This is a genomic window from Bacillota bacterium, assembly GCA_013314855.1.
Lineage (GTDB): Bacteria > Bacillota > Clostridia > Acetivibrionales > DUMC01 > Ch48.
This window is the reverse complement of the sequence record JABUEW010000011.1, coordinates 1-23,666: the sequence shown is the minus strand read 5'-3', so window position 1 is coordinate 23,666 and position 23,666 is coordinate 1. Positions and strand designations below refer to the sequence as shown.

At 35.1% G+C, this 23,666-nt stretch carries 8 protein-coding genes and 1 CRISPR repeat array; all 8 genes read left to right on the top strand.

The genetic code is table 11. From position 1 onward, the window contains the following. Positions 1-41: 41 nt before the first annotated feature. The 8 genes from HPY74_03015 (at position 42) to cas2 (ending at position 6,484) form a co-directional block, all read left to right on the top strand. Complete coding sequence (locus tag HPY74_03015; GenBank protein ID NSW89648.1) at positions 42-1,007, top strand: RnfABCDGE type electron transport complex subunit D; 966 nt, start codon at positions 42-44, stop codon at positions 1,005-1,007. Then, positions 1,000-1,614, top strand: coding sequence for an RnfABCDGE type electron transport complex subunit G (locus tag HPY74_03010; GenBank protein ID NSW89647.1), 615 nt, complete (start codon positions 1,000-1,002; stop codon positions 1,612-1,614). Before HPY74_03015 ends, HPY74_03010 begins: the two co-directional genes overlap by 8 nt. A 133-nt stretch (positions 1,615-1,747) precedes the next feature. After that, on the top strand, positions 1,748-2,392 hold the full coding sequence (locus tag HPY74_03005; GenBank protein ID NSW89646.1) for an electron transport complex subunit E: 645 nt from the start codon (positions 1,748-1,750) through the stop codon (positions 2,390-2,392). 16 nt (positions 2,393-2,408) lie between these two features. Next, entirely contained in the window at positions 2,409-2,990 is a 582-nt protein-coding gene (gene rsxA / locus HPY74_03000; GenBank protein NSW89645.1) for an electron transport complex subunit RsxA, read from the top strand. A 154-nt stretch (positions 2,991-3,144) separates the two neighbouring features. Next, entirely contained in the window at positions 3,145-3,960 is an 816-nt protein-coding gene (locus HPY74_02995; GenBank protein NSW89644.1) for a Fe-S cluster domain-containing protein, read from the top strand. Between the two features lie 407 nt (positions 3,961-4,367). Next, positions 4,368-5,114: a CRISPR-associated endoribonuclease Cas6 gene (gene cas6, locus HPY74_02990; GenBank protein ID NSW89643.1), complete on the top strand. Its 747-nt coding sequence runs from the start codon at positions 4,368-4,370 to the stop codon at positions 5,112-5,114. Continuing rightward, the gene (gene cas1b / locus HPY74_02985; protein NSW89642.1) at positions 5,114-6,106 is read left to right on the top strand and encodes a type I-B CRISPR-associated endonuclease Cas1; all 993 of its coding nucleotides are present in this window, start codon (positions 5,114-5,116) and stop codon (positions 6,104-6,106) included. The genes cas6 and cas1b overlap by 1 nt, the downstream gene beginning before the upstream one ends. A 114-nt stretch (positions 6,107-6,220) precedes the next feature. Beyond that, a complete protein-coding gene (gene cas2 / locus HPY74_02980; GenBank protein ID NSW89641.1) occupies positions 6,221-6,484 on the top strand; it encodes a CRISPR-associated endonuclease Cas2 in 264 nt (87 codons plus the stop codon). Between the two features lie 165 nt (positions 6,485-6,649). After that, a CRISPR array of direct repeats spans positions 6,650-23,543; the repeat unit is 30 nt; unit sequence GTTTTTATCGTACCTATAAGGAATTGAAAC. Positions 23,544-23,666 lie beyond the last annotated feature (123 nt).

Sequence of the window (23,666 nt, the reverse complement as noted above, 5' to 3'; positions counted from 1 at the left end):
TTTAGAAGCTATATGGAAGCTATTTGGAAGGGGGAAAGAATTTGAATAATACCTTGCTGTTGTCCTCATCACCCCATATAAGGGGTAGGGACACTACTCAAAGGATAATGATAGATGTGGTAATAGCCCTAGTACCTGCTGTTATTTCAGGGATTTATTTTTTTGGCTCAAGAGTTATAATGGTTGTGCTTATTACCGTTATTTCGTGCGTGATATCCGAATATGCATCTCAAAAAATTATGAAAAGGAATATTACCATATCAGATTTCAGTGCTGTGGTCACAGGAGTTTTACTGGCCTTAAACCTACCTCCGGCGATACCTTTATGGATAGCAGCCGTGGGAGGAATTATTGCTATTGTAATAATAAAGCAGATGTTTGGGGGTATTGGACAGAATTTTATGAACCCTGCCCTGGGAGCCCGGGTTATTCTAATGCTTTCATGGACGCAACACATGACAAACTGGATAAACCCCAAGGTGCCTGATGCAGTTTCTTCCGCTACACCGCTTATTTATATAAAAAAAGGGCAAGAGATAATGGAAGGTATTAATAGGCCTGATTATATCGAGTTTCTTTTAGGCCATGCAATGGGTTCAATAGGAGAAACCTCTGTATTGGCCTTATTATTAGGCGGAGCTTATTTGCTTTATAGGAAGGTAATATCACCGGCCATACCTTTTAGTTTTATAGGAAGCGCAGCGCTGTTTTCCTGGATATTTGGAGGAAACAGGCCTTTTACAGGGGATTTTCTTTACCATATATTGGCCGGGGGAATAATGCTGGGTGCATTTTTTATGGCTACAGACTACTCTACCTCTCCTGTTACCACTAAAGGGAAAATTATAATGGGTATAGGATGTGGAATAATAACCATAATAATAAGGCTTTATGCCAATTATCCTGAAGGAGTTTCTTTTTCAATAATACTAATGAATTTACTGGTCCCTCTTATCGATAAATATACCGTTCCGAGGACTTTTGGAGGTGAAGGCAGAGGTGGGTAGCATACTTAAACCGGCTACGGTGCTTTTTTTGGTATGTTTAATAGTAACTTGCGGACTTGCTCTTACTTACAATTTAACAAAAGATAAAATAGGAGAGAGAGCTGCCCTGGATGCTGAAAACGCGAGAAAAGAAATTTTATCTGATGCAGATAGCTTCATGAAGGTAGAAAATATTGAGGATATTGCTGAACACAGGACAGAATTAAAACTTATCAAGGAAGCGTATGTGGGATTGAAGGCGGAAAAAGAGTTAGGATATGTGTTTTTAGTTGTAAATAAAGGTTACGGCGGCGATATTAGTGTAATGGTGGGAGTAGATAAAAGTAGAAAGGTTACAGGAGTGAAAATTGTCAAACATTCTGAAACTCCCGGTTTGGGCTCAAAGGCAACAGACAAAGCTTTTCTTTCACAATTGGTTGATATAACTCCAAAAGAGGGTTTAAAGGTTGTAAAAGGGCAAAAAGGAAAACCGGAAGAGATAAACGCTGTCAGTGGCGCTACAGTAACTTCAAAAGCGGTTGTCGGCGCAGTACAGGCGGCATTGGATATGTCGGTAGAATTGGATAAGTTGGAGGAATCGGGTGAATTGAAGAAGTCGGATATTTAGGTAGAATTCTATATGTGTATATGTGCATGTGCGAGATATCCGCGGTATTGAATGTGTTGAATGAATTATATGGATAGGAGAAGCAGTATCTCCAATAAATAGACGGGATAGAAGCAAAAGGAGGAGGCTGTAAATGGGGAAGAAGTTAAAAACACTTACTAACGGAATAATACAGGAAAATCCCACTTTAAGGCTTGTACTGGGTACCTGCCCTACCCTGGCGGTAACCACATCAGCTTTATACGGCCTTGGTATGGGTATTTCAGCAACTGTTGTACTGCTTGGGTCTAATATCGTCATTTCTTTGTTGAGAAAGCTAATACCCGATAAGGTTAGAATACCTGCATTTATTACCATAATAGCCGGTTTCGTTACTATTGTACAACTTTTACTGGAAGCATATGTGCCTGCATTAAATAAAGCCTTAGGAATATTTATACCACTGATAGTGGTAAATTGCATAATTTTAGCCAGAGCTGAAATGTTTGCAAGTAAGAATAGCGTATTTTTGTCTGTGCTTGATGCAATAGGCATGGGCCTCGGTTTTACCCTTGCCCTTGTCATAATAGGCTCAGTAAGGGAAATATTCGGCAATGGGACCTGGTTTGGAATTAATATCAATGCAGGCTTGATAGATCCGGCAGTTATTATGATTCTGCCGCCGGGTGGGTTCTTTGTATTTGGCATAGTTATTGCTATTGTCAATAAGCTTTCCAAGAGAAAGAAAATGGAGTATGGAAATTGCGCGTCATGCGGTATGTGCAATAAAAGTCCCTAAGGAGGTTTTAAAGTAAATGAGGGAAATGATAATTATTATAATAAGTGCAATCCTTGTAGAAAATTTTGTATTGACAAAGTTTTTAGGCATATGTCCCTTCCTGGGAGTGTCCAAAAACATGTCATCTGCAATGGGCATGAGCGGTGCGGTAGTTTTTGTAATGACTATAGCATCAGGAGCTACATGGGTCGTAAACGAATTCCTTCTTAAAAGATTTGGAATTGGGTACCTGCAAACAATTGCATTTATCCTGGTTATAGCAGCCCTGGTCCAGTTTGTTGAAATAGTGTTGAAAAAAATGTTCCCTCCTCTTTACAAATCCCTGGGAATATACTTGCCGCTGATTACAACAAACTGTGCAGTGCTCGGCGTTTCCCTTCTTAACATTGGAAGGGAATATAACTTTGTGCAGTCGCTGGTATATGGTTGTGGGGCTGGCCTGGGTTTCACACTTGCACTTTTGCTATTTTCCAGTATAAGGGAAAAGCTTGAGATGTGCGATATACCTGAAGCTCTGAAGGGGTTACCTATAACCCTTATAGCTGCAGCATTAGTATCACTGGCATTCTTCGGATTCCAGGGATTGTTTACAAGGTAGTTGTAGTTAGTACAGATTCAGGTGATTATAGATTATAGATTATAGATTTATATTAGTATAGATTCAAGTGATTATTGATTTGGTTTTATTTGTATATTAAGTATACATTAATAATAATAATAATAATGAAACATGGTAGTGGAGGGTATATTTTATGATGTCTGAAATATTAATACCCGTTGCTGTAGTTGGAGGTTTGGGATTATTTTTTGGAATAGGGCTTTCCTTTGCTTCGAAAAAATTCGAGGTAAAGGTTGATGAAAAGGTCAAGCTTGTAAGGGATGTACTTCCCGGCGCCAATTGTGCCGCATGTGGACAGACCGGTTGTGATGCTTTTGCAGAAGCTGTTGCAGAGGGAAAAGTTGCAGTGACGGGATGTCCTGTTGGCGGGGCCGATGTGGCAAAAAAAATAGGTGAAATACTAGGACTTGAAGCAGAAGCTGTAGAAGATAAAACTGCAAGAGTAATATGCGGCGGGACTTTTGAAAACAGCAAAGTGAAATACAATTATTACGGAATAGAAGACTGTAATGCAGCAGCAGCTTTATATGGAGGACCGTCCGCATGTTTATACGGATGTATAGGATTAGGTACATGCGTTCGTGCCTGTCCCTTTGATGCAATAGTAATAGAAAATGGACTTGCAAGGGTCCTGGAATGGAAATGTACAGGGTGCGGCATGTGTGTAAAAGCCTGCCCCAAAAAAATAATTGAACTAGTGCCAAGATATTCAAGGCATACCGTTACATGCAGCAGTCTGGATAAAGGTAATATTGTAAGGCAGGTCTGCAGTGTAGGGTGTATAGGTTGTACCAGGTGTGTTAAGGCTTGTCCTGTAGGGGCTATAAGTATGAAAGGCTCGCTGGCGAAAATTGACCCCCCAACATGCACAAATTGCGGAGAATGTGTAAAGGTGTGCCCAACAGGTGCTATAAGGTGTTATAACATGGCAGGGGAGTATATATCTTAATAACATGTCAAAATAAATCAGGTGACTGCTCGTCTTAAGAACAGCCTGGGTATAAGAAATGAAATATAATATTAATTCTATACAAGGCTGTTTTTATTATTATTAATTATATATGTTATTATTTATACAAGTTTAAACTTCCAGATTTAGTCTAAACCGATACACTCCAAACCCTTCCTTATTAAAATTTTATGTAAAAAAATATAAAATTTTGAGAAAAAGAAGGATTTTCTATATACTGTGTAGAATAACATATTATACTTAATAATACTTAATATTCACATTTTTAGCATATTTTATTACTGTTTGCAAGTATGAAATACAGAATGATGAAATACAGAATGAAAATACTGTTGAGAAATATAAAAAGACATAAAAACAAAAATTTAAAATAAGGAATAGTAAATATGAGAATTGTGTTTGAATTTACTTTTAATGGGAAGCTTGTTTTGCCCATATACTATAATCAAATCCTGCAGGGTTTTATCTACAATAATATTACAGATAAAGAAACACAGAAATTTATACATGATAAAGGCTTTACCTATGAAAAAAGGCGTTACAAGCTATTCACTTTTTCCAGGTTAATGGGTACGTATAGAATTGATAATAACAATAAAATAATTAAGTATGACTCTCCTGTAACCCTGGAGGTATCCTCCCATTATGATGATTTCTTCATTGATTTCTCTACTTCTATTATTAAGAATAACCTTGTGCTTTATGACCAGAATATATATCTTGAGAATATAAAGGTTAAATTTCCAAATATAAATCCTGAATCAAGAATAAGAATGCTTTCACCTATAGTAGTCTACTCAACTGATCAGAATAAAAAGACATATTATTATGGTCCGGGAGATGAAAAATTCTATGAACTTGTTAAAGAAAATTTGAAGAAAAAATATCAGGCGTTTAATGGTTCCAGCATTGACAATATTAACTTTACAATAAAAGCATTTATTGAAACACAAAGAGAAGTAACAACAAAGTATAAAGACTTTATAATAAAAGGCTGGATGGGAGAGTATCTTATAAAGGGGGATACCGACCTAATAACTCTGGCATATAACACGGGCCTTGGAGGCAAGAATTCGCAGGGATTTGGGTGTTTTGAGTTTATAGAGTGTGAAGATAGTAAGAGGAGAAGCTAATGAAAAAAAGCGCATATATTTTTAATGATGGTGAACTTAAAAGAAAAGATAATACTGTATTTTTTGAAAGTGAAGAGGGTAATAAATACTTGCCCATAGAAGATATTAATGAGTTATATGTTTTTGGTGAAGTTACTGTTACAAAGAAATTCTTAGAACTGGCATCACAAAAGGAAATATTACTGCATTTCTTCAATTACCATGAATATTACACTGGTACATATTACCCAAGGGAACATTACAATTCAGGGTATATGATTTTGAAACAGGCAGAGTATTATCTTGATGAAGAAAAAAGGAAGGATATAGCATACAGGATTGTTGAGGGAAGTATAAGAAATATTTTGACTGTTTTAAAATATTATAATAATAGAGGTAAAAATCTTGAATATGGCATACAAAAGATAGAGGAACTTAAATCAAAGCTGAGCAAGAATATGGATATAAATCAAATGATGGCTATTGAAGGAAACACTAGGGATATATATTACAGTAGTTTTGACACAATTTTGGATGATTCGGATTTTTTATTTGAAAAACGTACAAAACAACCTCCTTTAAATCGTTTAAATTCTCTTATCAGCTTTGGTAATAGCGTTTTATATACTATAGTATTAAGTGAGATTTATAAAACGCACCTTGATCCGAGGATTGGGTTTTTGCATACGACTAATAACAGAAGGTTTACGTTAAATCTGGATATAGCCGAAATATTTAAGCCATTATTGGTAGATCGCACTATATTTACAATTCTCGGAAAGAAGATGCTTAATCAAAAACACTTTGAAAATAAAATGGGAGGAATTATTCTAAATGATGATGGAAAGAAAATATTTATAAATCAGTTAAATGAGAAATTGAACAGTACACTTTCATATAAACCTCTTGGGCGTTCAGTGTCATACCGGCGTTTAATCAGGCTCGAGCTGTATAAACTTGAAAAGCATTTAATAGGAGAAAAATTATACGAGCCTTATATAAGCATGTGGTAATTTGCTTTATCAGTATAGCTAAAATTTCAACTATATACAGCCAAAAATGGAAATTGGTCAAAGTGCCAGAAATAAAGTAGAAATAAAGTAGAAATAGAGTGAGGAGGAGTAGCAATTTTTGTTATCTTAGTGTATGATGTAGGTGAAAAAAGAGTAGGGAAAATTCTTAAAATATGCAGAAAATATTTGCATTGGGTACAAAATTCAGTTTTTGAAGGAGAAATCAGTGATGCCAATTTCAAAAAGCTGAAGCATGAATTATCAGCAAAAATAGATAAGGATGAGGATTCAGTTATTTTTTATACTTTTAGAACAACCAAATATACAGATAGGGAAATTATGGGATTGGAAAAAAATCCTACAGATTTAATGTTGTAGTTCGTCGGTGTCCGATAGTGCAAAAACCCTAGGAAATCGACGAATAAACAGAAAACATATAAACGCTTGATATTATAAAGGTTACTCTATTTTTTCCTAATTTACCCTTGCATTTTTTGCAAAAGTGTTTTAAAATTAAGATATTATATTATGCAGTTTTTACGGGTTTTTATCGTACCTATAAGGAATTGAAACTCGGTTGGCTCGGTTGTTGTGGGAGTGGAGGAGATAGTTTTTATCGTACCTATAAGGAATTGAAACTAGGAAAGTTATGAATTTATTTGGTGCTAAAGTAAGTTTTTATCGTACCTATAAGGAATTGAAACCCATGAAATATTTGTACCTATTTGTGAACATATGGAGAGTTTTTATCGTACCTATAAGGAATTGAAACTCCCCGAATATCTGTTTGCAGTACATCTCAGCAAGCGTTTTTATCGTACCTATAAGGAATTGAAACCAAGCGCAAACTCAAAGAAAACGGCGTAAGGCTTATATGTTTTTATCGTACCTATAAGGAATTGAAACGATTGGGATCCGTTATGCCCACAATAATATTGTTTGTCGTTTTTATCGTACCTATAAGGAATTGAAACAACCCCCTCTTGCGCCTATTATACCGATGTGGTATAAGTTTTTATCGTACCTATAAGGAATTGAAACTTGATTTTTAATCAACGGTATTCTGGAACAACTTTAGCGTTTTTATCGTACCTATAAGGAATTGAAACTCAATTTGTTGTTCAGGGTTAATAAATTCTTCATAGTTTTTATCGTACCTATAAGGAATTGAAACTGTTTTACTTTTTGGATATTTTCTTCCATCGTCATACTGTTTTTATCGTACCTATAAGGAATTGAAACGCAGAATATCCGGCGTTGACGACGGAGGAAAAAGCAGAAAGTTTTTATCGTACCTATAAGGAATTGAAACTTTTGTTGCTGTGCATATTGATGTATTTTTTCAGCTAGAGTTTTTATCGTACCTATAAGGAATTGAAACTGTCGATGTTCCTGATTTCGTCAATTTGAAATACGTGTTTTTATCGTACCTATAAGGAATTGAAACTTGGTCATACGGATATACGTAATCCTATCGACCAAAGTTTTTATCGTACCTATAAGGAATTGAAACGACAAGTCGTTCGCATCATCAAGGCGATAGAAGAAGAAGGTTTTTATCGTACCTATAAGGAATTGAAACTATCGTGTCGATGATAAAAGCTATCACGGGAAAATCGTTTTTATCGTACCTATAAGGAATTGAAACCGTTGGCTTGGACATGCAGTATGAGTATATCGAAAAGTTTTTATCGTACCTATAAGGAATTGAAACTGGGAGGTGGTTGTAGATGTTACTAGAACAAGAACAGTTTTTATCGTACCTATAAGGAATTGAAACTACCCCGCTACATCGAAGAAGAAATAATGACTAATGCGTTTTTATCGTACCTATAAGGAATTGAAACCTTTTTCGTTGCCCATCTTTAATTTCCAGTTATCAGTTTTTATCGTACCTATAAGGAATTGAAACGGCCACCGCCTAAAATCTTCCTCCATGCCTTTTGTAGTTTTTATCGTACCTATAAGGAATTGAAACTAGTGATAGCCATGCTAGGAGGATTGATGAATCTTAGTTTTTATCGTACCTATAAGGAATTGAAACCAAAAAACGTCATTTAAAGGGAGATAAAGATGTATAAGTTTTTATCGTACCTATAAGGAATTGAAACTCCGTTTGCATATTATTCCTGCTTTAGGCAATTAGTTTTTATCGTACCTATAAGGAATTGAAACTGCTGTCTACTATTCATAGCTTGGACGTGGAAAAATCGGTTTTTATCGTACCTATAAGGAATTGAAACTTTTGCAACGTAACTAATATTTCTGATTCAACTTTAGGTTTTTATCGTACCTATAAGGAATTGAAACTTGCCGCAGAAATGCTTGGCGCTGTATCAGGATTAGGGTTTTTATCGTACCTATAAGGAATTGAAACCAATAAAAATGGTTGAAGACCAGATATTTACAAATGCAGTTTTTATCGTACCTATAAGGAATTGAAACCTATATATATCGATTTAGAAGTACTTGAACAAGTAGACGTTTTTATCGTACCTATAAGGAATTGAAACCGTAAAAACGTACTGCGTAACCTTTTTTGAGTTTTAGTTTTTATCGTACCTATAAGGAATTGAAACTCATGCTTGCTGGCTTCTTAGGTGTGGCGTTCATCCGTTTTTATCGTACCTATAAGGAATTGAAACCAGTATATTAAAATGCAAAACGAATATAAACAACAAGTTTTTATCGTACCTATAAGGAATTGAAACTTTTTTTCGCAATTTTGCTTACAATTCCTGGAGGTTTGTTTTTATCGTACCTATAAGGAATTGAAACAAGTGCGGCCCTGATGGATCAAAGTTTGCACTTCTAAGTTTTTATCGTACCTATAAGGAATTGAAACTTTTGGGAAGGCGCAAAGCATCCCGTGAAACGAGTTTTGGTTTTTATCGTACCTATAAGGAATTGAAACAGATTTTCCGATTCTCCAAATATCAAATCATATCATCGTTTTTATCGTACCTATAAGGAATTGAAACTCAGTAGCCTGAATGATTATATCCATTACCGCTGCCACGGTTTTTATCGTACCTATAAGGAATTGAAACTATCCATATTGAAATCCTTCACGCTTCGTATATCCCCGTTTTTATCGTACCTATAAGGAATTGAAACCGCCTCCCTAATCCCTAATCCTTAATCTTAAATTTCAGTTTTTATCGTACCTATAAGGAATTGAAACACATTTTTCCCATCTCCTTCGTAATATTTTTTTATTTGTTTTTATCGTACCTATAAGGAATTGAAACTTTCAGCAAAATTCAAAGATTTTACTTTAACAATCAAGTTTTTATCGTACCTATAAGGAATTGAAACATTCCGTATCAGAAGGCGTATCTAATGTAGCAGATGCAAGTTTTTATCGTACCTATAAGGAATTGAAACATGCTGGAGCTCCGGTAGTGAATTTGTATCCTCCTAAGTTTTTATCGTACCTATAAGGAATTGAAACATGTCATTTGAATTTAGTTTGTCTTTTGGAGATAGAGTTTTTATCGTACCTATAAGGAATTGAAACTGCTGTCTACTATTCATAGCTTGGACGTGGAAAAATCGTTTTTATCGTACCTATAAGGAATTGAAACTGTTAACCGTTGCAGCTGCGCCATATAGCTGCCCTTCGTTTTTATCGTACCTATAAGGAATTGAAACATTATTTGCCTCCTTCTCCTAAAGTTTCATTTATAGTTTTTATCGTACCTATAAGGAATTGAAACCAGGCCTAATTTCAATGAGTTTCTTTTCAGGCCCGTAGTTTTTATCGTACCTATAAGGAATTGAAACATTATTTGCCTCCTTCTCCTAAAGTTTCATTTATAGGTTTTTATCGTACCTATAAGGAATTGAAACTGACAGGCACTCTGGCAATTATGGTTGGAGAAAAAATGTTTTTATCGTACCTATAAGGAATTGAAACCAATAAAAATGGTTGAAGACCAGATATTTACAAATGGTTTTTATCGTACCTATAAGGAATTGAAACTACATTTTTGCATTGCCAGCATTCTATCTATAATTCCTTGTTTTTATCGTACCTATAAGGAATTGAAACTACGAAAGGATACGTTTCTGTTTCTTCTACAACAGTGTTTTTATCGTACCTATAAGGAATTGAAACTGTGTGAGCGCATACATTGTTTGGTTGTTCACTTTTTCCGTTTTTATCGTACCTATAAGGAATTGAAACTCACTCCTTTCACTCCTTCGTAGCATCTTTCTGCCCGTTTTTATCGTACCTATAAGGAATTGAAACCCGCGCCGCCACTGGTAATAATTGCTGCTATTTTTTCGGTTTTTATCGTACCTATAAGGAATTGAAACATCCGGCATCTTGAAGCACCTGCTCTGCCAGTGTATAGGTTTTTATCGTACCTATAAGGAATTGAAACGTGGGCAAATGGATATGGCTCGGAATTCAAGCAGCCGCAAGTTTTTATCGTACCTATAAGGAATTGAAACTTCTAAAAGATATGAATACAGACGAGATAATACATTGTTTTTATCGTACCTATAAGGAATTGAAACTTGGAAAGAAGTTTCGATACCTTTTATTGAGCAATAGGTTTTTATCGTACCTATAAGGAATTGAAACTTTTCCCGTCAACGGTAAGCATAAAAGAGCCGCCTAGTTTTTATCGTACCTATAAGGAATTGAAACCCGTTGACGGGAAAATAAATATAAGCAATACAGGGCCGTTTTTATCGTACCTATAAGGAATTGAAACGTGGGACATTCCCGTTGAATAGCTGGCAACATATTGCAAGTTTTTATCGTACCTATAAGGAATTGAAACCGTGGAAAATGATAAAGGATGACGATTTAAAACTGAGTTTTTATCGTACCTATAAGGAATTGAAACTGCTGGTATCGTCTTGCGCCATGGCAGTTTCTTTGTGTTTTTATCGTACCTATAAGGAATTGAAACTGCCTTCCATGTATTCCCTCAGTTCCGGATCCACGTGTTTTTATCGTACCTATAAGGAATTGAAACTGCAGGCGATATAATCACTTCACTTTGGCATACAATGTTTTTATCGTACCTATAAGGAATTGAAACACTAATTCAATCGGTTTTGATGGCCTGCCTCCTGGCAGTTTTTATCGTACCTATAAGGAATTGAAACACGATGACATAGTGAGCTTGCGGCTTTTGGAAGAGCGTTTTTATCGTACCTATAAGGAATTGAAACTCGACCTCCTCATAAACGATTAACGCTGCTCCTATGTTTTTATCGTACCTATAAGGAATTGAAACGATTCGTAGTTAGTAACCTTATAACTTCCAATACAAAGTTTTTATCGTACCTATAAGGAATTGAAACTTGTTTCTCCAAATAATATTGTTTCTTCTGTTTGTCCGTTTTTATCGTACCTATAAGGAATTGAAACCCGTAGCCTCAAGCGTATCATCCGGACTATCCCAGTCTGTTTTTATCGTACCTATAAGGAATTGAAACCTTGCAACTGTAAAAGTTCCTTCACCATTTGTAGTAAGTTTTTATCGTACCTATAAGGAATTGAAACTTGCGTCCACAGTCTCAACCCCCTTTCTATCGCAAAGTTTTTATCGTACCTATAAGGAATTGAAACGCCATCTGTATATCTGCCTTCCTGATGCCGGTATATATAGTTTTTATCGTACCTATAAGGAATTGAAACTTTCTGGCAATAGGCATTTATCTATTGATACGCATTTGTTTTTATCGTACCTATAAGGAATTGAAACTCTGCAATATTCTACTGTCCCAAGGCTTTGAGGTTATTGTTTTTATCGTACCTATAAGGAATTGAAACTATCGCCTGCATAACAGGTCATAGTTGCTGTCCCGCCTGGTTTTTATCGTACCTATAAGGAATTGAAACGCGCCTTTATATACTTTTTTGTTCCCCCGACTTTTGGTTTTTATCGTACCTATAAGGAATTGAAACCATCTTTTGCCAACATGTGGACTTTCAGCGTCCTATCGTTTTTATCGTACCTATAAGGAATTGAAACTATAGTGTGTATCAGTATGGATATAGTGTAACTGAGTTTTTATCGTACCTATAAGGAATTGAAACATACCAGGGATAAGAGGTAAAGTTAATGTATAGTTAGTTTTTATCGTACCTATAAGGAATTGAAACTCCAATATTGCCTTACGCCTTACAAAGTCTTAGGCAGTTTTTATCGTACCTATAAGGAATTGAAACACCAAAAGATACATTTTGTCTAATCCTAACAATTCCCGTTTTTATCGTACCTATAAGGAATTGAAACTAAAGTTTATTTATATTTAGAGGGTGGAGAACGTCCTGTTTTTATCGTACCTATAAGGAATTGAAACTTGGTTTGTCACCTCCCTCAATAGGTCCCATATTCAGTTTTTATCGTACCTATAAGGAATTGAAACAATACTATTTATAAAAATTTTGAAGGAGGTATGTGCAAGTTTTTATCGTACCTATAAGGAATTGAAACACCTTAGAACAAAAGACTCACTACCACTTGGGAGAGTGTGTTTTTATCGTACCTATAAGGAATTGAAACATAGCATTTTGTGAAAGTCAAGATGAAGGTGGAAGCTAGTTTTTATCGTACCTATAAGGAATTGAAACTAATATGCAAATAATTGTTGACAAATTAAAGTATATGTTTTTATCGTACCTATAAGGAATTGAAACTGATTATAAGTATAATCATATAACTGGGATACCAGAAAGTTTTTATCGTACCTATAAGGAATTGAAACATAGGCAAAAAATAATCCAGGTAAACCACCTGGATTAGTTTTTATCGTACCTATAAGGAATTGAAACGGTGTTTTGACTGAACAAGATGTTTACAATAGTTATAGGTTTTTATCGTACCTATAAGGAATTGAAACTATGGTAAATTCTGTCAACTCATACCACATGAAGAGTTTTTATCGTACCTATAAGGAATTGAAACCTGTAGATGGTATAAATGCGGTTGCGGACAGGAATAGTTTTTATCGTACCTATAAGGAATTGAAACTTCATGTGGTGCAGGTATAGGTATAGCATATTTCCAAGTCAGGTTTTTATCGTACCTATAAGGAATTGAAACTACCAATATATCAAAGAGTATTGAAAATATACTAAAGTTTTTATCGTACCTATAAGGAATTGAAACGATTTATGCGAACAAAATGGTTTTAGTAGGGATTTCGGTTTTTATCGTACCTATAAGGAATTGAAACACTGAAATATCTATGGAGCAAGCCGAGATAAAACGCAAGGTTTTTATCGTACCTATAAGGAATTGAAACCCTCGAATATCATTCTCAATATATCATCTTCACTATAGTTTTTATCGTACCTATAAGGAATTGAAACCTTGAAAGGGTAAAGGAGGGATAAGGTATGGCAAACGAGTTTTTATCGTACCTATAAGGAATTGAAACCGGGTCGAAAATTTTATTGCCGCCTCGGTTAGCTTCCGTTTTTATCGTACCTATAAGGAATTGAAACACTCAAAATAGAAAGGCAAGTGGGATACAAATATTGTGTTTTTATCGTACCTATAAGGAATTGAAACACTCCTTTATTATTATATATTAATTAACTCTAATCGTTTTTATCGTACCTATAAGGAATTGAAACAGGAATTGGAGGAAAAATTGTAATGGGTAAAGCGAGGTTTTTATCGTACCTATAAGGAATTGAAACATGGAAATTAGAGAAAAAAATCTTGATGAAATAATTGTTTTTATCGTACCTATAAGGAATTGAAACTATGGATATAAAGATAACACCCCCGAACAATTCTATGTTTTTATCGTACCTATAAGGAATTGAAACATAACGAACACATAAGCAAGTTTTTCAGCTTCATATTCAGTTTTTATCGTACCTATAAGGAATTGAAACCATTGTTGCGTATTTATTGAATATCCTAATCATTTTATGTTTTTATCGTACCTATAAGGAATTGAAACTCTAACACAAGGTAGTTGGTGGAGTAACGATAAAAAGTTTTTATCGTACCTATAAGGAATTGAAACCGGCAATACCCCCCCCCATAGGTCGGCGCAAGCGCAAGGTTTTTATCGTACCTATAAGGAATTGAAACAAGGAAATTATGGATAAACTCAAGGATGGATTTAATTAGTTTTTATCGTACCTATAAGGAATTGAAACCATTGTTGCGTATTTATTGAATATCCTAATCATTTTATGTTTTTATCGTACCTATAAGGAATTGAAACCAAGCCCGTCCAAGATGAATTTTTGCCCGCCCATGAGTTTTTATCGTACCTATAAGGAATTGAAACCTTAATGCTTCACACGACAATAAAGGCAAAAGTTCTGTTTTTATCGTACCTATAAGGAATTGAAACTTTCTACATGCCGTACCTTTATATGGAGTTCAGGAAGTTTTTATCGTACCTATAAGGAATTGAAACCATGGATAAACGAGCGAGGCGGAGAAATAATCGATCTCCGTTTTTATCGTACCTATAAGGAATTGAAACTATCGACGCTCAATTAACCGAAAATTGCGTAATATTGGTTTTTATCGTACCTATAAGGAATTGAAACACAATACGCCTTTCAAACAAGGCGACAAAGTAATAAGTTTTTATCGTACCTATAAGGAATTGAAACCAGCAAGTTTTGTATTTATGGCCCAATTGTTTATTTTTGTTTTTATCGTACCTATAAGGAATTGAAACTCAAAGCTGCTTTTTGTGCCGCAACCAGTCCCCAAGGTTTTTATCGTACCTATAAGGAATTGAAACCCTTACGGTATGAAAATCCTGCCTCAGTAAGTGCTTTGTTTTTATCGTACCTATAAGGAATTGAAACGCACCGTCAAGGCTTGCAGCTTCAACAATCGATTTTTCCGTTTTTATCGTACCTATAAGGAATTGAAACAAAGCAGTTTGAATATAGTCGTATTAGGCATATCAATTGTTTTTATCGTACCTATAAGGAATTGAAACTTGCCTTTTGACCAGCAAGAACTTGCTCTGGAAAACAGTTTTTATCGTACCTATAAGGAATTGAAACGTATCATCATCAATTACGCCGTAACTTTTTATTAGCGTTTTTATCGTACCTATAAGGAATTGAAACATATTGTACAACATAAAGCGCAAAAAAAGTATTTTTTGGTTTTTATCGTACCTATAAGGAATTGAAACTTTGTCTCATACTTATGCTCCTGCTTCGCCGGAAAGAGTTTTTATCGTACCTATAAGGAATTGAAACCACCCCACGGTATCAGACATACTTTTGCCTCATTGTGTTTTTATCGTACCTATAAGGAATTGAAACAAAGTAAGTATGTTTTCCCAGGATCAGATGACAATAAGTTTTTATCGTACCTATAAGGAATTGAAACGCGGGAAATAAAAAATTTTGACTCTTAATCAGGGTGTGTTTTTATCGTACCTATAAGGAATTGAAACCGTGCGATTATGATTTATGTTGACGGAATAGGTGAAGTTTTTATCGTACCTATAAGGAATTGAAACATATCTCCATATATCGTTTTTCTATCAGACTTTCCAGTTTTTATCGTACCTATAAGGAATTGAAACGAGACTTTTGGGTTTATTCGTGTATCTTCTTCGCAAGTTTTTATCGTACCTATAAGGAATTGAAACCGGCAATTATCTCCATTGCCATTTTGCCACTTGCCATGTTTTTATCGTACCTATAAGGAATTGAAACAGGAGGTGTAGATATGATAATATACAAAATGTCTAAAGTTTTTATCGTACCTATAAGGAATTGAAACGTTGCTGCCCTCATATATACCCTCGTTCCTGGTCCGCCTGGTTTTTATCGTACCTATAAGGAATTGAAACACAGAGCGGAAAAGCTAGAAGACATACTATACATAGGTTTTTATCGTACCTATAAGGAATTGAAACTTAGCTGTTATCTTTGCTTTATGTTTTCTGTATTCAGGTTTTTATCGTACCTATAAGGAATTGAAACGCGCTCCAATTTTCATATATCCCCAAGCATTTACAAAAGTTTTTATCGTACCTATAAGGAATTGAAACTATTTTATGCATGTGGCGGTATGGATATTATCAGGGTTTTTATCGTACCTATAAGGAATTGAAACTACGAATCAGGATATTAGTAAGGATAATATAGTTTTGTTTTTATCGTACCTATAAGGAATTGAAACTCATTTTCCATCACAACCTTAATCATATACCTTCCTCCGTTTTTATCGTACCTATAAGGAATTGAAACTCAATCTTCAACACAACACACATATTGAGTTTAGACGTTTTTATCGTACCTATAAGGAATTGAAACTTCCGCCTCTACCAAATAACCAATATACTTCATTACGTTTTTATCGTACCTATAAGGAATTGAAACATCCATGCGACTTCCCGCATACGCTCTAATCCCTGCAGTTTTTATCGTACCTATAAGGAATTGAAACTGAGGAAGGTGCTGTTGCATTATTCGCACAAGTTACGTTTTTATCGTACCTATAAGGAATTGAAACAGGCCGGAGGATATTGAGGAAATGGGAAAAAACTAAGTTTTTATCGTACCTATAAGGAATTGAAACCCCGTAATACCTAATGCATACGCCTTATCCTGTATGCGTTTTTATCGTACCTATAAGGAATTGAAACTAACTATCGTAAGATTCTCGTAATTCGTCATCTTGTACAGTTTTTATCGTACCTATAAGGAATTGAAACTGCTTCATATTTTCAATTGACATCAGTTTGAATAACGTTTTTATCGTACCTATAAGGAATTGAAACAAAAGGTAAGCAAAATAAGTATTAATGGTGACAAAACGTTTTTATCGTACCTATAAGGAATTGAAACTGCTGGACTACATCTCCAGGAAGGAAGGGAGGGATAGTTTTTATCGTACCTATAAGGAATTGAAACTCGACAAAATTTTCTGGAAATACAATAACAGCATTGACAGTTTTTATCGTACCTATAAGGAATTGAAACCTGTCTTTGTATAGAGCAAGGTATTATCCTGAGCATAGTTTTTATCGTACCTATAAGGAATTGAAACCCCTGCTGAATATTTGGCCGTAAGACTTCATTTCTTGTTTTTATCGTACCTATAAGGAATTGAAACAAGAAATAAATGACGAGTGGTATGAGGTCACTGTATGGTTTTTATCGTACCTATAAGGAATTGAAACCCACAACGGCACAAAGCCTACGTCCGGCGGCTTGGTAGTTTTTATCGTACCTATAAGGAATTGAAACCGGCAGAAGATTAAAAAATTAAGCAGGACAAGCATCAAGTTTTTATCGTACCTATAAGGAATTGAAACTCGTATTTTTAAATAATTTATTAAAATTGAACCATTACGTTTTTATCGTACCTATAAGGAATTGAAACTCATCCCCACCGTGTCCCACATCTAGCATTATCTTGTTTTTATCGTACCTATAAGGAATTGAAACCTAACCTCATGGGTACTGATGGCGATTGCGAGGATAGTTTTTATCGTACCTATAAGGAATTGAAACCGGCTTGAAACAGACGATATTGACGTAGAAAGCGCAGCAGGTTTTTATCGTACCTATAAGGAATTGAAACTGTCGTTCAAGTCTAAAACGCAAGTCCAGCCCGATAGTTTTTATCGTACCTATAAGGAATTGAAACGCCTTTAGCCAATCCCTGCCATAATGCAGCTTCGAGGGTTTTTATCGTACCTATAAGGAATTGAAACCGCTTGCACTTGATACAGCAAATAAAGTGTTCGGCAGGTTTTTATCGTACCTATAAGGAATTGAAACCTATGCCCTGGTCCGTTGTGTTTACTATTTCCATCAAGTTTTTATCGTACCTATAAGGAATTGAAACCGAATGGTTTGGTATCGAAGCTGTGAGCCCAAAGGATAGTTTTTATCGTACCTATAAGGAATTGAAACTTACGATATGCCGGCGAATACTTTGCCGAGCGGCAACGTTTTTATCGTACCTATAAGGAATTGAAACGCCAGTTGCTCCGGATGAAATCTTCCTGGCCGCCAACGTTTTTATCGTACCTATAAGGAATTGAAACCAAAAGACCAAATGGAAGGTATGAATGGAAACAAAGTTTTTATCGTACCTATAAGGAATTGAAACCTAACATGCTAACGGTATATATATTCCCATCTACTTGTTTTTATCGTACCTATAAGGAATTGAAACATTCTGTAAAAATATCTGGTAGTGGTGAAATACGTAGTTTTTATCGTACCTATAAGGAATTGAAACTCCTAATTCAAATGAAAGGAAGAAATCTGATCCCGCATAGTTTTTATCGTACCTATAAGGAATTGAAACTCATATTACAGGCTCTCGATGGCATTGGTTGCCCTGGTTTTTATCGTACCTATAAGGAATTGAAACGGGGTTTGATAAGAGCCAAAAAAAATCGGCTCTTTAGTTTTTATCGTACCTATAAGGAATTGAAACATGTGGTATTGCGCCGCTATTTCCTCGCACCAAAACTGTTTTTATCGTACCTATAAGGAATTGAAACTTGGTAGAAGCCAATTCTAAGGTATATGCTTCTATCCGTTTTTATCGTACCTATAAGGAATTGAAACACGCTTTCCTGTTTTCGAAGACCAACAAACGCCAAATCGTTTTTATCGTACCTATAAGGAATTGAAACTATTAAAGCTATCACAATAGGCAAAATATTCATCAAGTTTTTATCGTACCTATAAGGAATTGAAACAAAGCTCCGTTTTTCCTATTTTGACGGACAGTGCCCATGTTTTTATCGTACCTATAAGGAATTGAAACTCGTAGTAGTCCCATACTGGCTCATCATATATCCTGTGTTTTTATCGTACCTATAAGGAATTGAAACATATAATATTTATGAAAATTACCAATTGATTAAATTATGTTTTTATCGTACCTATAAGGAATTGAAACTCATAATCAAGAGAAAGGAAAGAAGCATATTCTTGAGTTTTTATCGTACCTATAAGGAATTGAAACTTGGTTATTCCTTTATTTATATACTGTGTGTAAATTAGTTTTTATCGTACCTATAAGGAATTGAAACGGGGGGTGATATTTTGATAACAAGTGATATGCTCCAGTTTTTATCGTACCTATAAGGAATTGAAACTAATTTTACAGTTCTGTTATTTTGTATAATTAGTAAAAGTTTTTATCGTACCTATAAGGAATTGAAACTTTGTTACAAATTAAGGAGCAGGATCTAGTTGATAGTTTTTATCGTACCTATAAGGAATTGAAACCCTTCAGAATAATATACAAAAGCCCCAGTTTCATAGTTTTTATCGTACCTATAAGGAATTGAAACAGTGTTTGACGATATTTGTCTGGTACGTCATATTTACGTTTTTATCGTACCTATAAGGAATTGAAACCAATTGCAAAGATATACAGAAGATAGGATTGAGGTACGTTTTTATCGTACCTATAAGGAATTGAAACGGCATATAGCAAACCCTCCAGTATACCACAACATATGTTTTTATCGTACCTATAAGGAATTGAAACATGAGAGGGTACTGCAGAAAATAGATAATGCTGTGAAGTTTTTATCGTACCTATAAGGAATTGAAACACACTTCACAAACTGATTTTATCAAATTATCCCTATGTTTTTATCGTACCTATAAGGAATTGAAACCACCTCCATTAACTTTTTTAGTTAAGCTGGTATTGAATAGTTTTTATCGTACCTATAAGGAATTGAAACAGAATTTTCTTGTAAGCGGGGCGGTATATGTTGTTGCGTTTTTATCGTACCTATAAGGAATTGAAACAAATCCTTTTCTCCCCACTTTTTCATAAAGCATCCTCCGTTTTTATCGTACCTATAAGGAATTGAAACTGATAATACAGTTGGTACAACAAGTGCATCATTAGTCAGTTTTTATCGTACCTATAAGGAATTGAAACCTCGTTCTTTGTTCTGTATCGTGAGCGGCTTTGCATGTTTTTATCGTACCTATAAGGAATTGAAACTGATGTATGCTTAGAAATACATCAACTTGCTCCTTCGTTTTTATCGTACCTATAAGGAATTGAAACATATCGACTTATTTCTGGAGGAAGAGTTGGTACTTAAGGGTTTTTATCGTACCTATAAGGAATTGAAACTGGTAGCGATTGGGGCGATGCAAGAGGTTATTGAACGTTTTTATCGTACCTATAAGGAATTGAAACTTACCCGTCGTATTTCCCCCGCCGGATACACGTTTGTTTTTATCGTACCTATAAGGAATTGAAACTCACACCTCCATAAATAATAAAAGTAAGCAGGAGATATAGTTTTTATCGTACCTATAAGGAATTGAAACTGCCAAACCCTTGCTCCTTCTTTTCCCAAGCACCTAAGTTTTTATCGTACCTATAAGGAATTGAAACCCAATGAAGATAACATATCAGCGGTTATAATTGTAGGTTTTTATCGTACCTATAAGGAATTGAAACAACTTATATTAGTAAATACTTTGTAAGAGGTGGTTTTGTTTTTATCGTACCTATAAGGAATTGAAACTGATATTGAAGGGACAACAAGAGATACAGTAACTGTGTTTTTATCGTACCTATAAGGAATTGAAACCGGCTGAAATGTTTGCAGATTTGGTAAGTGGTATAACGTTTTTATCGTACCTATAAGGAATTGAAACGCTTTAGACTTGCCTAAAACAAGTCTAAAAGCTTCCGTTTTTATCGTACCTATAAGGAATTGAAACTGAGCTGTCGGGTCTTTGTTTTTGCTCTTGTTCTTAGTTTTTATCGTACCTATAAGGAATTGAAACCTACTAATGAAAGAATAAAAGAAGAACAATATGGCAGGGTTTTTATCGTACCTATAAGGAATTGAAACCTTTTTTATACCACGTCACGTTATTCAACCTCCTTCGTTTTTATCGTACCTATAAGGAATTGAAACCCCGTTACAAACAGGAAGCAGAAAAGATACCTGAAAGTTTTTATCGTACCTATAAGGAATTGAAACTAGCCATCTTCAATAGAAGCCGCCCAAGATTTTTTTGTTTTTATCGTACCTATAAGGAATTGAAACCGTTTGTCTGCACCTGTGAACTTTGGTATGTGCCTTTGGTTTTTATCGTACCTATAAGGAATTGAAACTCTCACTTGTAGTCCACCTAGCAGCTAGAAAATGCCACGTTTTTATCGTACCTATAAGGAATTGAAACCCGGTCACGGTCTTTGTGTAGAGCAAAGTATTGTCCGTTTTTATCGTACCTATAAGGAATTGAAACTGTGGCACGGTGTCCACGCTGTCTGCTGTCTGCTGTGGGTTTTTATCGTACCTATAAGGAATTGAAACCTATGGAACTTATAGAGCATGTTTGCATTCTCTTGTCTGTTTTTATCGTACCTATAAGGAATTGAAACTCGGAAATCCACTGTCCGATATTGTTCCATGCATTCACGTTTTTATCGTACCTATAAGGAATTGAAACTTCGGTTGAAAAATCCAGTATCAATCCCTATCTCCGTTTTTATCGTACCTATAAGGAATTGAAACTATCAGCTATTGAAGATGAGCAACTTGTAGATTTTAATGTTTTTATCGTACCTATAAGGAATTGAAACATTTTGTTGAAATACTCACAAATATCGTCCTTGTAGTTTTTATCGTACCTATAAGGAATTGAAACTTTTATTGCCGGCTCTCATTCGCCTGCCGGCAGGGGGTTTTTATCGTACCTATAAGGAATTGAAACCCGCTTCCTGCGTTGCTATGACCTTTCATGAACATATGTTTTTATCGTACCTATAAGGAATTGAAACAAGATGGAGTAGGTGCTCCAGAGATTAAAGACGGAAAGTTTTTATCGTACCTATAAGGAATTGAAACTGACAATCCGCTTTCCGTCCGGTAAATGTATAATGGTTTTTATCGTACCTATAAGGAATTGAAACACGTTTAACTGTAAACGGGGCAAATGTGGCGTAACAGTTTTTATCGTACCTATAAGGAATTGAAACCAGGAAGCATTGGGGCATGACCAGTCAACAACCACGTTTTTATCGTACCTATAAGGAATTGAAACAAGATGGAGTAGGTGCTCCAGAGATTAAAGACGGAAAAGTTTTTATCGTACCTATAAGGAATTGAAACAAGATGGAGTAGGTGCTCCAGAGATTAAAGACGGAAAGTTTTTATCGTACCTATAAGGAATTGAAACCAGATCAGTCTTATATCACAAGAAGGGACGATCTAAGTTTTTATCGTACCTATAAGGAATTGAAACCACGGTTGCAGGTCTATAGATGTCAAGTTATACGTAGGTTTTTATCGTACCTATAAGGAATTGAAACCACCTCGCTCCCGGAGGAACACATAATTCAACGTTGGAGTTTTTATCGTACCTATAAGGAATTGAAACTAACAAGATAAGCACATACTATGTTGATACGGAAAAGTTTTTATCGTACCTATAAGGAATTGAAACAGCTCTTCATGAGTATTCCCATGATAAGAATACTCAAGGTTTTTATCGTACCTATAAGGAATTGAAACTCCAATTCCTTGTAAGCTTCTTCAATTTTTTCTGCGTTTTTATCGTACCTATAAGGAATTGAAACACTATTACAAGGACAAATCAGCCTAAAGGAGGTTGTGTTTTTATCGTACCTATAAGGAATTGAAACGCCACTTCATAGTTCAAGGTTCACCCCCCAATCTTCAATGTTTTTATCGTACCTATAAGGAATTGAAACTATGAATACGCAAATTGAAGCCGAGGCTAAAAACAAGTTTTTATCGTACCTATAAGGAATTGAAACAGGTTACTCCGCACATGTTCAGACATACTTTTGTTTATTGTTTTTATCGTACCTATAAGGAATTGAAACGAAAATCGGCTTATAAATTCTGACTCTTCTGAATGGGTTTTTATCGTACCTATAAGGAATTGAAACCGGTATTCCTTGTATTCCTGGTTTTTCCGCTTTTCCGTTTTTATCGTACCTATAAGGAATTGAAACCCCAAGCCAATAACGTATTTTTCTATCAAATCCCTGAGTTTTTATCGTACCTATAAGGAATTGAAACGGTCGTGCATGCTGTAATCAACATATTCACGGCCTAAGTTTTTATCGTACCTATAAGGAATTGAAACACTTTTATAATTCTTTTGCATCAACATCTTCAACAGTGTTTTTATCGTACCTATAAGGAATTGAAACAGAGTGAGTATATTTCCGATATGATTTGTTCGGCTTCGTTTTTATCGTACCTATAAGGAATTGAAACTTTCGATTTGTTCATTTTTCTTGCGTAACCTTCGCCGTTTTTATCGTACCTATAAGGAATTGAAACCGTGGGAACTTCAAATCATTCTGCATCCTGACCGCCTGTTTTTATCGTACCTATAAGGAATTGAAACACAGGATTGAAGGAAATACGCTAGAACTATACAATAGTTTTTATCGTACCTATAAGGAATTGATGTTGTGAGACAAGCTAATTTGCAGTAGTTTAGACAAGATAAACTTCAGGGACAAGTAATGAAAAAAATACGAGATTGGAAAATAAAATTGTGCTTACTTTACTGGTCTATAGAAATTAATGTAGA